16 protein-coding genes are annotated in these 14,895 nt (G+C 46.3%); 3 read left to right on the forward strand and 13 right to left on the reverse strand.

Annotation, left to right across the window (positions count from 1 at the left end; translation table 11 throughout):
• Nucleotides 1-258 precede the first annotated feature (258 nt).
• From NSQ38_RS23400 to NSQ38_RS23415, 4 genes are all read right to left on the reverse strand, one after another.
• Nucleotides 259-618, reverse strand: coding sequence for a helix-turn-helix domain-containing protein (locus NSQ38_RS23400; protein ID WP_036608849.1), 360 nt, complete (start codon nt 616-618; stop codon nt 259-261).
• A gap of 271 nt (nt 619-889) precedes the next feature.
• Nucleotides 890-1,453: a 6-phospho-3-hexuloisomerase gene (hxlB, locus tag NSQ38_RS23405; protein WP_339784257.1), complete on the reverse strand. Its 564-nt coding sequence runs from the start codon at nt 1,451-1,453 to the stop codon at nt 890-892.
• A 4-nt stretch (nt 1,454-1,457) separates the two neighbouring features.
• Entirely contained in the window at nt 1,458-2,090 is a 633-nt protein-coding gene (gene hxlA / locus NSQ38_RS23410) for a 3-hexulose-6-phosphate synthase (protein ID WP_036670570.1), read from the reverse strand.
• A gap of 375 nt (nt 2,091-2,465) precedes the next feature.
• Nucleotides 2,466-3,548: a lactonase family protein gene (locus NSQ38_RS23415; RefSeq protein WP_339784258.1), complete on the reverse strand. Its 1,083-nt coding sequence runs from the start codon at nt 3,546-3,548 to the stop codon at nt 2,466-2,468.
• A gap of 214 nt (nt 3,549-3,762) precedes the next feature.
• Here NSQ38_RS23415 and NSQ38_RS23420 point away from each other — a divergent pair, with 214 nt between their 5' ends.
• Nucleotides 3,763-4,692, forward strand: a complete 930-nt coding sequence (locus NSQ38_RS23420; protein ID WP_339784259.1) for an AEC family transporter — start codon at nt 3,763-3,765, stop codon at nt 4,690-4,692.
• Here NSQ38_RS23420 and NSQ38_RS23425 read toward each other — a convergent pair.
• From NSQ38_RS23425 to NSQ38_RS23445, 5 genes are all read right to left on the reverse strand, one after another.
• Nucleotides 4,670-5,260, reverse strand: a complete 591-nt coding sequence (locus NSQ38_RS23425) for a DUF2062 domain-containing protein (RefSeq protein WP_339784260.1) — start codon at nt 5,258-5,260, stop codon at nt 4,670-4,672. The genes NSQ38_RS23420 and NSQ38_RS23425 overlap by 23 nt on opposite strands.
• Nucleotides 5,261-5,318: 58 nt before the next feature.
• Complete coding sequence (locus NSQ38_RS23430) at nt 5,319-5,777, reverse strand: OsmC family protein (RefSeq protein WP_076216163.1); 459 nt, start codon at nt 5,775-5,777, stop codon at nt 5,319-5,321.
• 20 nt (nt 5,778-5,797) lie between these two features.
• On the reverse strand, nt 5,798-6,565 hold the full coding sequence (locus NSQ38_RS23435; protein ID WP_339784261.1) for a DeoR/GlpR family DNA-binding transcription regulator: 768 nt from the start codon (nt 6,563-6,565) through the stop codon (nt 5,798-5,800).
• Between the two features lie 137 nt (nt 6,566-6,702).
• Complete coding sequence (locus NSQ38_RS23440) at nt 6,703-7,833, reverse strand: NADH-dependent flavin oxidoreductase (protein ID WP_091031500.1); 1,131 nt, start codon at nt 7,831-7,833, stop codon at nt 6,703-6,705.
• A gap of 186 nt (nt 7,834-8,019) precedes the next feature.
• Nucleotides 8,020-8,697, reverse strand: a complete 678-nt coding sequence (locus NSQ38_RS23445; RefSeq protein ID WP_091016984.1) for an SOS response-associated peptidase — start codon at nt 8,695-8,697, stop codon at nt 8,020-8,022.
• 228 nt (nt 8,698-8,925) lie between these two features.
• On the opposite strand from NSQ38_RS23445, the gene NSQ38_RS23450 reads away from it, so the two are divergent.
• Both NSQ38_RS23450 and NSQ38_RS23455 read left to right on the forward strand, forming a co-directional pair.
• Nucleotides 8,926-9,447: a hypothetical protein gene (locus NSQ38_RS23450; RefSeq protein WP_339784262.1), complete on the forward strand. Its 522-nt coding sequence runs from the start codon at nt 8,926-8,928 to the stop codon at nt 9,445-9,447.
• A gap of 44 nt (nt 9,448-9,491) precedes the next feature.
• Nucleotides 9,492-10,163 carry a hypothetical protein gene (locus NSQ38_RS23455; protein ID WP_339784264.1) on the forward strand — a complete coding sequence of 224 codons (672 nt, stop codon included), beginning with the start codon at nt 9,492-9,494 and terminating at the stop codon, nt 10,161-10,163.
• Nucleotides 10,164-10,297: 134 nt separating this feature from the next.
• Here NSQ38_RS23455 and NSQ38_RS23460 read toward each other — a convergent pair whose 3' ends face one another.
• The 4 genes from NSQ38_RS23460 to NSQ38_RS23475 form a co-directional block, all read right to left on the reverse strand.
• Nucleotides 10,298-12,208, reverse strand: a complete 1,911-nt coding sequence (locus NSQ38_RS23460; RefSeq protein WP_339784266.1) for an AraC family transcriptional regulator — start codon at nt 12,206-12,208, stop codon at nt 10,298-10,300.
• Between the two features lie 235 nt (nt 12,209-12,443).
• Nucleotides 12,444-13,538 (reverse strand): peptide-methionine (R)-S-oxide reductase MsrB, encoded by a 1,095-nt coding sequence (gene msrB / locus NSQ38_RS23465; RefSeq protein WP_339784268.1) that lies wholly within the window; start codon nt 13,536-13,538, stop codon nt 12,444-12,446.
• 16 nt (nt 13,539-13,554) lie between these two features.
• Nucleotides 13,555-14,136, reverse strand: coding sequence for a redoxin family protein (locus tag NSQ38_RS23470; protein WP_338594096.1), 582 nt, complete (start codon nt 14,134-14,136; stop codon nt 13,555-13,557).
• An 18-nt stretch (nt 14,137-14,154) separates the two neighbouring features.
• On the reverse strand, nt 14,155-14,871 hold the full coding sequence (locus NSQ38_RS23475) for a cytochrome c biogenesis protein CcdA (RefSeq protein ID WP_339784270.1): 717 nt from the start codon (nt 14,869-14,871) through the stop codon (nt 14,155-14,157).
• Nucleotides 14,872-14,895 lie beyond the last annotated feature (24 nt).

Here is a 14,895-nt window from a genome sequence, read left to right on the forward strand (position 1 = left end):
GGTTCTTTCTGTCCTCTACGTTCTCGTGTGAATGTTTAGTTCCATCTATACAAAAGGGGTATCTAAGATAAAGGCCAGTATGTGCTTGCGATGTAGCTTTTTTTCAGAAAGCTTTTAGCTTCGCTTCTTCAAGCTATTTCTGTCCTCTACGTTTCGTATAAACTTTTGCTCATGTGACCATGGTCTGAAAGTAAATCAAAAAACCGCCGGGTAATGGAAGAATCCATTTACCTAGCGGTCGTTCTAACTATAACTTATTTAGCTTTCTTTCCATATTACATTTTCACCGTAATTTTTACCCCAGTTATACATTGCGTGCAGCACGGGCATCAGGCTTTGACCGTGATCGGTCAACGTATATTCCACCCGAGGAGGGACTTCTGCATACACCTTGCGCTCAATCAACTTGTCTTCCTCCAGCTCACGTAGCTGGTTGGTCAGCATCTTCTGAGTAATATGAGGGATTAGGCGTTTCAGCTCACTGAAACGTTTGGTGCCTTCCAGACCCAAATGCCACAAAATAATCAGTTTCCATTTGCCACCGATCACCGCAAGGGTCAGTTCCTTCTCACAGTTGATTTCTTTCAGATTAATCCGTTCCTTCACTTCGGATGCCATGGCTCCGAGCCCCCTCATCTTCAATCTTATATCGCGTATATTACGCATATCACGGGGACACTTCACACGAAGTAAGCTTTCCGCTCCATGCATGATGTAATAAGTACATTCATTCGATACAGCTATCTATTAATTCTACTACAGCCTGGTCGGGATGCAAAGTTTAAGTGAAAATTACGAATAAAACCTATACACATAAATGACTGTGCATCGCAGAAAAGACCAGAACCCTTTGCAATCAAAGGATTCCGGTCTTTCTTTCATCTAATCGCTATTCCAGGTTCGCGTGGCGGCCAAACATATCCGCTCCGGTCATTCCCTTCATTTCCATCATCGTAAGGATGAGTGCATCCATGCCGATCAACAGTCCCTGTTCGAACAACGAACCCATCGGCTGAATGGTTACATCCGCTCCGGAAGTTGCTGTGTCCTCTTTGGCTGAAGCCGGAAGACGTACTACCGTAGTTGCCAATTGTCCAATCGTGGAATCTGGCTTGATCGTAATCAGACCGACAGGTGCACCTGCCTTACTAGCTTTCTGAGCCATCGCTACCAGACTGCCTGTTTCTCCTGAGCCTGAGCATAACAAGAGAAAGTCCTTCGAGCTGATCCCAGGTGTAACGGTCTCACCCACCACATATACACGAAGCCCCATCTGCATCAGTCTCATGGCAAAAGCCTTTCCCATAAGACCTGACCGACCTGCTCCAGCCACAAAAATCTGTTCCGCAGCCAGAATGTGTTCAGCCATCGCTTGCATCTCTGCATCGTCGATCTGGCTTAACGTACGTTCCAGCTCCTTCAAGATGTCAGCTGCGTACTGTGTTTTGCTCATCTGCTTACCCTTGTTTAACAAGACGTTGCATTTCAGCTGCAACTGCGGCTTTGTCTGCTTGTCCTGTGATACCGCCGCCTACAATAACCAGATCCGGTTGTGCTTTGATTACTTCTGGCAATGTTTCCAGCTTGATTCCACCAGCGACAGCCGTTTTAGCGTTTTTCACAGCTGCTTTGATCGTTTGCAGATCTTCGAACGGGCTTTGTCCTTCAGCTTGCAGGTCATAACCTGTGTGTACACAGATGTAATCTACGCCAAGCGCATCAATTTCACGAGCACGTTGTTCAAGGTTAGGCACGTTGATCATGTCCACAAGAACTTGTTTGTTTTGTTTCTTCGCTTCTGCTACTGCACCTTTGATCGTGCTGTCATTGGTTGCCCCAAGCACAGTGATCAGATCCGCACCAGCTTCAGCTGCTTTCATGATTTCATAACCACCAGCATCCATAATTTTAAGGTCTGCAAGAACTTGCAGATTAGGGAATGCTTCTTTCATCGCTTTTACCGCGTGCAAACCTTCATTAATAACAATTGGAGTACCAATCTCAACGATATCAATATATTGTTCAACCTCTTTAACCAGTGCGATACCTTCAGGGATATTTACCAAGTCGAGCGCCAATTGCAATTTCATTATTTATTTCTCCTTTGTTGTTCAAGTATGAGTCGTTCCTGTAAAAATAATAATTAGATATTTAGCTTGCACCTATTTGTCTGTTCAGATGCATGCAGTGTTTGTTTTGGCTACTCACTCATTGTAGACCCTGACTATCCATTCAGGAAGTACGCACTTTGAAGTGGGGTAGTTACCTGGGCGATACTATTGATAATTATTCGTTGTTAGGTGAATCAAATATAGGATTAATCCTGTGTTCCAATCCGCACGCTTAAGCAGAACAACAGCCTAATCATACCATTAGATATTCAATATAAAAGACCCCGCCACATGGCAGGGTCGTTATCTTTATCATTTTCAATCCAGCCAGGGCTGGTTTAGAAATTTATCATTTTACAGATATACAGGTTTCACGCATACCGGTTTGGATACACCTGTGCTGTGACCTGTGTATTTCAGACGTCCGCTCTCCTGATCTACCGTGAATGTCACGAGGTTGTTGGTATCGCGGTTAGCTGCGATCAGCAATTTGCCGTTAGGTGTCAGCGCAAAGTGACGCGGGTGCTCACCTTCTGCAGATACATGCTCAACCAGTGTCAGGTGACCTTTGTCTGCGTCTACTGCAAATACAACGATGCTGTCATGTCCACGGTTAGAACCATATACATAACGTCCATCATTGGAAACCGTGATTTCGGCTGTTGTATTCTCTTTGCCATCATATCCATCAGGCAGTGTGGATACGGTAGACAATTCAGTCAACGTGCCCGCTGCTGCATCATATTTGAACGAAGTAATGGAAGAATCCACTTCATTGATGACATATGCGAATTGACCATTCGGGTGGAACGCCAAGTGACGTGGGCCAGCTCCCGGATGCGTTTTGGTATCACTGTGCAGCACAAGTTCATTTTTGTCTGCATCAATGGAATAGATCGCGATGTTATCTGCGCCCAGATCCTGTACCATCATGTATTTACCATCCGGGCTGAAGAATGCGGAGTGAACATGTGGCTTGTCCTGACGCTCAGGATGCGCACCTTGTCCTTCATGTTTCTTCTCGTCCAGAAGCGCTCCAACTTCACCGTTATCCGTCAAGGCTTGCAGACCTACCAGACCACCGTGGTAGCTGGACAGGATCAAGTATTTGCCGGAAGGATCACGCTGGATATGACATGGTGGAGCTGAAATGGAGTTATTCCGGTTCAGCAACGTTAATTTTCCTGTAGAAGGATCAATGCTCAGAGCTACCGCTTCAGACATTTTGTTGCCTTCAGCTGACGCTGTTTCACCAATCGCATACAGTTTGTTTCTTTCAGCATCCACGTTGACAAACGTTGGGTTTTTCACGCCCGCGATGCCGTCAAGCTTGGACAAGCTGCCTGTATCCTCATTCAATTCATATGCATAAATGCCCTCATTTTCCGCTTCGGCGTAAGAGCCAGCAAGTACGAGCAAGCGTTTTGATTCACTCATTACAGTTTCCTCCTCTATGTGTATGTAATCTTGTTGCACCTCTTCTATAATAAATCTGCCATATCAAAATAGCAATCCGCTGTCGCTGCACATCAGGGAAATCCTTAGTTAAGCAAGGCGATTACTACACATCATCATACTGAAATCCATTCATATGAGGTGCATCTTCTGCTATGATAAGATAGGTTTTTCATCCAGAAGGGACTGAGTTGCATTGCTTCACTCATTTTTACTCACGTTATATCATGTGTTCCTGCCGATATCACTTCCCGTGATCGGAGGTATTCTGTTAAAACGCTTCAAGAATTGGGATACCCGGTCGCTCTCGACCTTTTCCCTTTATATTTTGAGCCCTGCGCTCATCTTCAATACATTGCTGCATGCCGAGATTACCTGGACGGACGTCACCAGCACGTTCTGGTTCTCTATTATTAATCTGATTGCTCTGTGGGCACTCGCCGAGCTGTTAAGCCGGATTTTCCGTCTGGGTGCAAGCGAAAAAGCGGGTCTCACCCTCGTCTCCACGTTTACAAACTGCGTGAATTACGGGCTCCCGCTTGTACTGCTTGCCTTTGGTCAACTTGGACTGGACAAGGCTTCCGTCTACGTCATTGGACAGATGATCATTGTTAATACAGTAGGTATCTTTTTTGCCGCGCGATCCGAATTCACGGTGAAAGATGCGATCCTGTCCGTTTTCCGCATGCCATCCATCTATGCTGCTGGCATCGCCATTGCCCTGCGTGCGTCCAATCTGAGCCTGCCTGACGCACTCGATGGAGGCATCTCCATGCTGGCTGCGGGCTACTCGCCTGTCGTTCTCGCCATTCTGGGAGCACAGATGCTCAGACCCAAAGGTGCAACGGCACCTTGGCTGCCCAATGTACGCCGAGCCTTCTGGACCGGACTTGTGGTCCGTCTCGCAGCTGCGCCAATCCTGTCCTGGCTGATACTGACCGCGCTTCAGGTCGAAGGCACGTTGTTCAGTGTGCTGCTGATCCTCGCATCGATGCCGACCGCAGTGAACGCCGTTATTTTGGCTGAACAGTTCAATGCTTCTCCGCAGTTTGTATCCCGCTGCATTCTGTGGACCACCGCTGCATCCATGTTGATGCTGCCCATTATGATTGTGATGTCTTCCTAATTAATACCTGAGGTGATACCGAAGCAATATCCGCTTGTCGGCGTTTCTCCAGCCGGCGTTCATAACGCCGGTTGAGCGCTCTGACGTAGAAGAATTTCACGACAAAGTACGAAATCACACCCAGAATGACACCAAACACGGACATGCCTGCCAGAATATCCAGTCCACCAAGCAACAATTCACTCACGGCCGACCAGTTCCCACGAAACAGCTCCATGAATGCACTCTCGTGTACCAGTCCCTGTCCCATGCTGTGAGCAGGCAGTATCCATGAGCCAATTTGTTTGGCAAGCGGCATCAGGATAATAGGTAAAAACGTAAGTTTCCCGATCACATTACCAACAATCGCTGCTGGCATCGAACCCCCAGACAGTCGCACAATCGGATAAAATACGAGATATATCAGGGAAGCGGTCGAGATCACGATCAGTTCCAGTCCGAACCCTATGGCAAATCCGGTAGATACTTTATGGGCACCTCCGGGAGCACGTAACAATTTGAGAAAATTCAGCTTCATAGCACGTGTTAAACGTGCCCAGCGGTTAGTCTTGCGCTTCTGTGTGTTCATACCGAATTACTCCTTATTTTACACAAATGACAATTTGAATTGTCTATTCTTCAGTATATCACACCGCGTTAGCTCCTGTAGTAACAATGACCGGCTGTGTCTCCATCTGGACATTACCTGCCACCGCTCGGGAGATCATACAGGAAGATTCAGCCTTATGAGCCAAGCGCTCAGCCTTGGTCAGATCCGCCTCTGAAGCATCTTGGCTGAGTACAATCCGGGGTCTATGTACGATCCGTTCGTACGTAAATACGTTATTCGTAACATCTACCGTTGCTTCCGATTCAAGCGTCAATTCATCCGGCGTAATATCCGAACGCTCCAGCATCGCTGCCAGCGTGATCAGGTAACAAGTGGAGGCTGCACCCAGCAGCATCTCGTCCGGGTTAGTTCCCGTACCGGGTCCGCCCATCTCCTGCGGAATCGATATGACCGTTTTTAACCCACCTGCATCGATTGTTCCCTCACTGTTACGCCCACCATTCCATACCGCTTTCAGATGAAAAGGATGTTTCATGACATTCATTCCTTTCTTGTTTACACACGTATACACGTAATATTCTGCTCAATCAATGCGCTAACGTGCTCTTCATCTACGCCCTGATCTGTAATCACTTTGCCCACACTGCTCATCTCAGCAACTCTGGTAAACGCCTGTATGTTAAATTTGCTGGAATCTGCAAGTAAAATGACCTCATCCGCAATATGGATCATTTTCTGCTTCACCAAAGCCTGTAATTCATTGGATTCACTGATACCTTTGGTCAGATGTACACCTTTACAAGACAGGAATACTTTATCCACATGATAGGCATCAAGCGAACGTTCCGCCAGTGGTCCTACAAAAGACAGTGACTTCGAAGCCAATTGCCCACCTGTGGCAATCACACGAATCTGCTCCTTGTTACTCAGCTCAGCGGCGACCTTAATCGAGTTGGTTAATACCGTCAGTGGAATGTTTGGCAATCCTGCCGCCATATACCACGCCGTTGTACTTGCATCCAAGGCGATCCGGTCGCCGGATTCCACCATTTTCACCGCTTCGCTTGCAATTCTGAGCTTCTCTTCTGCATGGGCTACAGCCCGTTCCGGATACGGAATCTCCGACTGTAACTCATCCTTGTATTTTACGCTGACCGCCCCGCCATGGGACCGTCTGAGCCTGCCCGCCTGTTCGAGCTTGTCCAGATCACGACGAATCGTCTCTTCCGTCACCCCGCAGCGCTCACTAAGTTCGGTCACACGCATGCTGCCTTGCGTATCCACCCATTCCACTATTTTCTCATACCGTTCAGCTACGAGCATATTCCTTCACTCCAAACCGTTGATTATCCAGTTGATCCTGTTCATCCATCATACCACAGAGCGATGACAAGAAGAATCTGGACCATGTGCAAAAAGAGGGAGCTTTCGCCCCCTCCATTCCAGTTCTGAAGTGTATCTTATTTATCTTCTGCCATAGGGAACCAGCCTGGCGTGTGGATGATTGCATTCCACAATCCGTCAGGGATAACCAGACGTTCCTGATCCGATTTGGTCAGAATCGTCTCGATATCTTCTTCACGTCCGCTCTCGATTTTCTCGACCCAATCCGGCTCGATAATCAGTTCACGTCCAATAGCCAGCAGAGGTACCCCCGTTTGGAGCGCTTCAGCGGCCTGATCTGCCGTATGAATCGAACCTACGCCAATCACAGGCAATTTGCCGTTCACACGATCCAGGATGAATTCCATTCTTGAACGTGTATCTGCCTCGCCACGTCTTGGCTTGGACCAGAATTCGTTCAGGGAAACGTGCAGGTAATCCAGGTTTTTATCTTTAAGCGCATCCACCAGTGCATACGTATCTTCCATTGTGAGTCCCGGTGTTTCCGGTTCCTCCGGGGAGAAACGGTATCCAATGATGAACGGCAGTTTGGTATGTTCGGCAACAACTTTCTGAATCTCATCCACTACAGCAAGCGGGAAAGTAAGACGTTTCTCGACGCTACCGCCCCAACGGTCTTCACGTCGGTTGGAATGAGGGGAGAAGAATTGCTGGATCAGATAACCATTAGCACCGTGAATCTCAACACCATCAAATCCGGCTTCGATTGCACGACGTGTCGCTTCCCCGAAGTCTTTAATAATGGAAGTAATCTCGGCATCCGTCAATTCTCTAGGTTCAGGCGATCCTGGACGTTCACTCGCAACCGCACTAGGAGCAACCACTTGACCCGCAGGTACAGCTTGTTCAGGTGTCAGACGGCCCGCATGGAAAATTTGCAACACGGCAACGGAACCCTGTTGTTTCATGGTGTCAGCCAATCGTTTCAGGCCAGGAATGAAGCGATCATCATATACGCCAAACTGAGCTGGGAAACCAATGCCATGCTCTGTTACATGCCCTACAGCCGTAAGCGACATGCCAGCACCACCGGTGCGACGTGCATAATAAGCAAGTTCTGCATCGGATATGGTACCATCAGCATTCGAGGACATATGAGTCATGGGAGCGAGCACGATACGGTTTTTCAGTGTAATACCAGTCGGCAGTGAAACTTGTTCAAACATCTGGTTAAACTTTGGATTCATTCGTGGTTCCCTCCTGATTATAAATATCTCTTTTAATAGATATATGGATATGTGCGTTCACTTACTGTAATGATTATAGTTACGTTTCACTGCAATTGCAACTTTTCATTTTCTGAAAGAAAAAAAGAGCAGAGTGTCTCCAGACTCTCAGCCCTCTTCATCTTCTTCACATCATCCAAAGGATATTCAGAAACTCCGAACGTAAGCCAGCTTCTGATCCATCTCTTCCACGCATTCGTAACAATCATGTTCATCGTTAGCGACCATTGGGGTGACTGGATACAGATTCATCTCTGTACTGTTATACGATTTCAATAACGGTAGCAACTGAGTCACCCGTGTATTAGCCGGGTCCAGCCAGGTGTTGATCTCTTCTTCGGAGAGAATGGCCGGCATTTTACTGCCAAACTCACGTGTAACCATATTTGCACCTGTCATAAGCATCGTGCAGGTACGAAGCGGCTCTTTCCGTGTATCTCTCCACACTTCGTATAACCCTGCAATGCCGAACAGACCACGATCCGGCATAACAACACGAACCGCATAACTTTTTTTGCCCTCTTGCCGCCAGTAATACAATCCGTTGCAAGGAATTACGCAGCGTTTGGTCTCTACCAGTTTGTAATAGGAAGGATTCTCATGCACCGTCATGAGATTCGCGTTAACGGCATCACGACCCCAGAATGGAATGAACCCCCATCTAAACTCATCCAATACACGCTCACCATCCTGATGCAAAATAATCGGCGTATGCTGGGTTGGGCTGATATTGTATCGGTTTTTGTAATAATACATCACTCGCTGAATCTTGAAATGATCTCTGACTTCATCCAAATCGGCTGCCAATGAAAAACGGTTGCACATGCTCAAGCACTACCTTTCCCTGTGAGAAGTTGAACGTATTGTTTGTTATTTCAGGGAAATTATGCATGCATATCAAACAGAAAATGACTTATTTTGACACCATTATGGTCGAATCAATATATATTTTATGTTTTTCACGACAAAAACAACGACCTCGGACTCATTTCAACTCAAATATTACTTGTTACTATAATAGAGAATAAAATACATTTATTGGAGGTTTTAAGTATGAAAAGGAAGTTTTTGATGAGCATCATGTTGTTCTCAGCGATTGCGATGTTTGGCAGTACCATCTATGCGGCAACCTTTCTGACCTACGGTTATCCCAGCACCACCATTCCCATTCGTACGTATAATTACGCCTCCTCATGGCAGACTCCCATGGACGCTTCCCTTACCAACTGGAACAATGCAGGTGCCAAAGTTAAATTCACCAAAACAAGTAACTCCCCAAACACCATCACCGCAGGAAACTTCAATAATACAGCATATGGTGTCAACTACGCCTCCGTATCCGGCAGTCAAGTCGTAAGCTTCCGCATCGAACTCAATGCATCCACAATCACCCCTGACGCGACCAACTTATCCAACTTCATTCAAAGCGTATTTGTCCACGAACTCGGACACTCCATCTGGCTCGGCGACAACCCGAGTACAAGCAGTCCTTCCATTATGTCTTACACCCGCAACCGCAATTCCATGACCCAACCTCAAACTTTTGATATCAATAACGTAAAATCCAAGTACTAATCCGCTACGAACTTATCCCAAAAATCCAAGGAGGATTCCTGTCCATGAACAAAAATCGAGTATTAACGCTGCTTCTCTCTTCCATTTTCATTTTATCTGCTGTTGGATGTTCTTCTGTTACACCTACCGCCTCCCCATCCGATGCACCCATGACCATTATTGCTTCTGAAGATTACCCGAGTTATGGCAGCATTGGCGACCTGACCGAGAGAGCAAATACCATTGTGAAAGGCAGTGTTGTTGAGACTCGTGTGGAAGCTTTAAACGATATTGTACAAATTACTGATGCTGCCAATGAAAACGAGTTAAACCCCGCGTCCGATCCGGGCGGAGAGCCATCTTCTTTTGACAAAATCTATACGATCCACACGATTCAGGTCGCTGAATCCTATAAGGGCGGTTACACTGCCGGGGAAAAACTTGAAGTGAAGCAACTTGGCGGACAACTAGGCAACACCGAGATTATTAATGATGACAACCTCAAGCTGATTCCTACCAAAGACTATGTACTCTTCCTGGAAACGTATGAAGACACCCCTGCCAGCCTGCTCAACTCCGTTCAAAGTCTCTACGTGATCAAACCTGCCACCAAGTCGAATCAGCCAGGTCAGCAACAATCACCGTCAGAAGTCATTGTGAGCGCAAACCCCGAGAATGACCTCACACTGCAACTGGAGGATCTGCAAGAAATTCAGAACGAACAAAAGAACGAATAAACTCTTATACGGTAATCACACTGCTACTTCATCTCCCTGCAGGCAGCTAATCCCCTTCTACTGTTCAGTCCTACATAGAAATATGAAAACCGTGCTGCTCAGCAAACTGGGTAGCACGGTTTTTTTGGAGTATCTTACTTAGACGGTGTATTAAGTCCAATAATCCATTCAGCCAGATCCTGTGTCTGTTTCAACAAGGCGATAGGGTCACGGAACCAGGATTGTTCTTCCGTCCAAATGTACACATTTCCATTTTTGATTGCAGGTAATGAACCCCAGATCGGATCTGCCTGAAGGTCTTTCAACTGAGACTTGCTGGTCAGCACAATGTAATCTCCAGCGTATTTGGAGAGCAGTTCTATGGAGAATTCATGATAGGCGCCCTGCATCAACTCGGATGGAATGTTCTTTGGTGCTTGCAATCCAAGCAATTCGTAGATGTTACGCCCTCCCCGACCTGACTGATTGCCAAATATGAAGACTTGGCGATCATATTCCTGCATAACGGAGAATGTAGCGTCAGCTTGAACAACGCTCTGCACCTCCTGCTTGATTTTGGCAATCTCCTCATCAAAATCAGCCAGCCACTTCTCTGCTTCCGCTTCTTTGCCAAGGACTTTACCGAAATAATTCACTTCGTCCTTGAGTGTTGGAAAAGTGATGGATGCGATCGAAACGGTTGGAGCAATCTTGCTGTATTTCTCATAAGCCGCCTTGTCCGGATTCAATGTAATAATGAGATCAGGTTCCAGCTCCATCAATTGTTCAACGGAATCCCCTATCGTTTCAAGACCATCCATGTGACCTTCCAGGTAAGGACTGTTCATTAGAAATTGGCCTCCACCAATCGGTTTTACACCAAGAGCAAGCACCGTTCCCAGATAATCAATGGCAGCAACTCGCTCCGGATGTGCAGGAATTTCTACCTCACCAAAAGTCGTATTTACCATTTGCGTTTCCACGACTGCCGGTTGTTCGGGTTCAGCCGCAACTTCGGATGTTTCAGCCCCCTGCTGGGCTGTTCCACAAGCACTCAATGTGAGTACAAGCGCAAGCGACATGATCGCTGATTTAAAATGGTTAAACATGTTGATTTCCTCATCTCCCGTATATTGATAATGATTATCATCATCAATTAAAGGATAACGTTCATCCCCTCCTGTTACAATGGATTCATTTGTTTCATTTAATGTACTTTCTGAAACTGATTTCGAGTTATCCTGCTGCTTCAACCGATATTGCCCCGGTGTGATACCGGTCTCTTTTTTGAATATACGATTGAAATAAAACGGGTCCATATAACCCACATACGCGGCAATCTCCTGTAATGAAGCTTCTGTGGACGTAAGCAGACTCCTTGCCTCACTCATTCGTAACCGAATCACATATTCTGTCGGTGTACATCCCGTCTGTTCCTTGAATTTGCGTGATAAATATTGCGGACTGTAACTCAGGGACTGGGCAAGCGAATCAAGTGAGATCGATTCCCGGTAATGAGCTTTGATATATCGCAAAACCTGATCGGTAAGCGAAGGCTGTTGAACTTCGTTAAACATGCGACTCCGCTGTAACAAGACAAGTTGTACCAGTTGAAAGAAATACACTTTGACCTGAATTTTGCCCACTCGCTCCTGCCCTGACCAGCATTCATGTATATTCCGCACAAGCTCACGCAGCTCAAGTGTATGATCAGGCACTGTCGCCCAGGACTCTTCAAACGGATTACGCTGGTTAAGCATCATTCGGTACTCCACAAGCACGTTGGAGGGCAAGGTTGATTTGTACAAAATCAGATGTACCTCCATAACCCCTGTCGCTTCAAGTGTCAGACGTCCTCCTTTTCCCCCATGCAGCAGCAAGAACTGGTTTGTAGTCCATACCTCTTCATCCAGCCAGACCTGCCCCCTGCCTTGAACATACACAAATGCACTCGTCGGTAACACATAATTGCGTATGAACTCGTGTGTTGCGAGTGATATAAGACGCACATCTAGCACGCGAACCTGTACCTGATCCCACAGCTTGATGTCATTCTGAATTCCCATATAAACTCCCTCTCCTAAGCGCTCAAACATGCACAATACCTTGGCATTGTGACTAAAAACCCACCTATAATTGATAATGATTATCAATTATAACAATGATGGAACCATCTTAGAAGCCTACCTCCGTTTTTGTTGAATGCCGCAAAATAAAATCAGTCGAAAACCCTTATAGAGAGATCTCAACCGTTCTAAAATTATGGCCTTATTATGTTTTGATAAAGTCAGCTGCCCTTCTCTACTCGATAAATGACAGTAAATACCCGTATCTTTCTTCCTCCATCTTGTCTAACGGAATAAACCGGATCGATGCACTGTTAATACAGTAACGTTTGCCGCCGCGATCTTCGGGACCATCATCGAACACATGACCGAGGTGGATGTCACCTGCCCGGCTTCGTACCTCCGTGCGATCCATACCAAAGCTCGTATCCGTTGTATAGGTAACAACCTCAGGTACAATCGGTTTTGTAAAACTCGGCCACCCGCAACCGGAATCATACTTATCCCGGCTGGTGAATAACGGCTCTCCCGTTGCAATATCCACATACAGACCGGGCTCCTCATTATCCCAATATTCGTTACTGAACGCATGCTCCGTATCATTGTTTACCGCAACCGCATACTGTTCGTCTGTTAATCGTTCCTTTAATTGTTCATCTGTTGGACGTGGATATTGAGCGGGATCAATTCCAATCTCCAGGTCATCCAGGACAGTCATATCAATGTGACAATATCCGTTCGGATTTTTTTCCAAATAATCCTGATGGTACTCCTCCGCCAAATAATAATTCTGCAGAGGCATTACTTCCGTTACGATGGGTTGGTCATATTTTTCTTGCTCTGCCTCTACAGCTTGCTCAATGATTTTGGCATCTTCAGGCAACGTATAATATATTCCTGTCCGATACTGAATGCCACGATCATTGCCCTGCTTATTCAAGCTGGTAGGATCAATAACTCGAAAATAAGATTCAAGCAATTTCTTCAAAGATACTTGCTGCGGATCATATTTTACATGAACGGTCTCCGCAAATCCCTGGTCCCCGCGAATAACATCCTCATAGGTTGGATTCTCTCCTTCCCCGTTGGCATAACCGGAAGTCACATCCTGAACCCCCGGAATACGAGCCATATATGCCTCCACACCCCAGAAACAGCCTCCTGCCAAGTACAGGTTACTCAGGTTTTCCTCGGAGACACTCGATGCCTTGACAGGTTGAGTGGATATCGAAGATGAAGATGCAGCTGAATGGCTCTCAGCCCTGTTTCCACAAGCAGACACAATTATCGCTATAACAAGGAGGCACAGGCCAAGCAGCGTCCTTTTCATGACACTTCCTCCCTTCTCACAAAATCTCTTGTAATGATTCCATGATCTGTTCATTGGATGCATGCCCTGGCTGCGATTTCGCTAAAATACCATCAGAGCCAATATAAAAGGAACTAGGATATGCTCTTACACCAAATTCCTTGGCCCATACACCTTTCTCATCCAAAAGAACAGTTATGTTATCATATGGCTGTTGGTCAAACCATTCGGTAAACGCTTGGGAGGATTTCTCTCCTTTGTAGTCCGGCGTCACAATCGTAATAACTTGAAAATCATTGTTTTGACCAGCCAGATTGTTCAGGTCTTCCAAACCCGCAAGGCAGATGGAACACCAGGAAGCCCAATATTTCACATACACTTTCTTGCCTTGAACATCAGAAAGTCCAACCGTGTTTCCTTTCAGATCAAGCAATGAAAATTCAGGAGCCGTCTCTCCCTTGTTCATCATGGTTGACGAACTCATATCAGATGTTGATGCTGGGGTTGATGTTGACCCCGTTTGTTTTGATTCAGTTTGCTGTGATCCACACGCGCTCAAGATCAACAGGACTCCAGCAAATACGATTACAGTTACCATCCATTTCCGTGCCATCTTCATACCAAATTCCTCCAATGATTATTGAAACCAGGTCACCAAGCTGTTTAGTCGGTCTGTCATTAACAATAGTCCCATTACAATAAGAATACAGCCGGAGGTTATTTTGATGACACCCATGTACCTGTATAAATGACGTATCCGCTTCATAAAATATTCCGAAAAAACGGACAGAATCAGAAAAGGAATCGCTAACCCAAGGGTATACAGGAACATGAGAAACCCGCCATACAGTGGAGAGCCTTCTCCTGCGGCGATACCAAGAATGGCCGCCAGCACAGGCCCGATACAAGGCGTCCAGCCAAAACTAAACGTCAGACCCAGCAGGAACGCTCCGACATACCCTCCTCGTCTGGCATGATCGTTTGACAGCTTTCTCTCCCGTTCCAGCCAGGATAGTCGGATCAACCCGGTTTGATAAATCCCAAAAAGCACTACGATGGCTCCGCAGATCGCAATAAACACAGGACTTGAGATCAAATTACCAACGATGCCAGAACCAAAACCGAGTAAAACAAATACCAGGGACAGCCCAAGAACAAATAAAAATGTCCGCAAAACAAGTGTGGACCGCAACCGAACCGAATGGGTGTCAGGCTGCTGCTGATTCGTACCGTTGACCATGCTTCCGGATAGATAAGACACATATACCGGGATCAGCGGCAGAATACATGGCGCAAAAAACGATAACAATCCTGCACCAAAAACCCCGAAAAGAAAAACCAAATCACTGGTCAAGTCATTCACCACCTGAATAAATAC

The organism is Paenibacillus sp. FSL R7-0313 (genome assembly GCF_037969885.1).
GTDB lineage: Bacteria > Bacillota > Bacilli > Paenibacillales > Paenibacillaceae > Paenibacillus.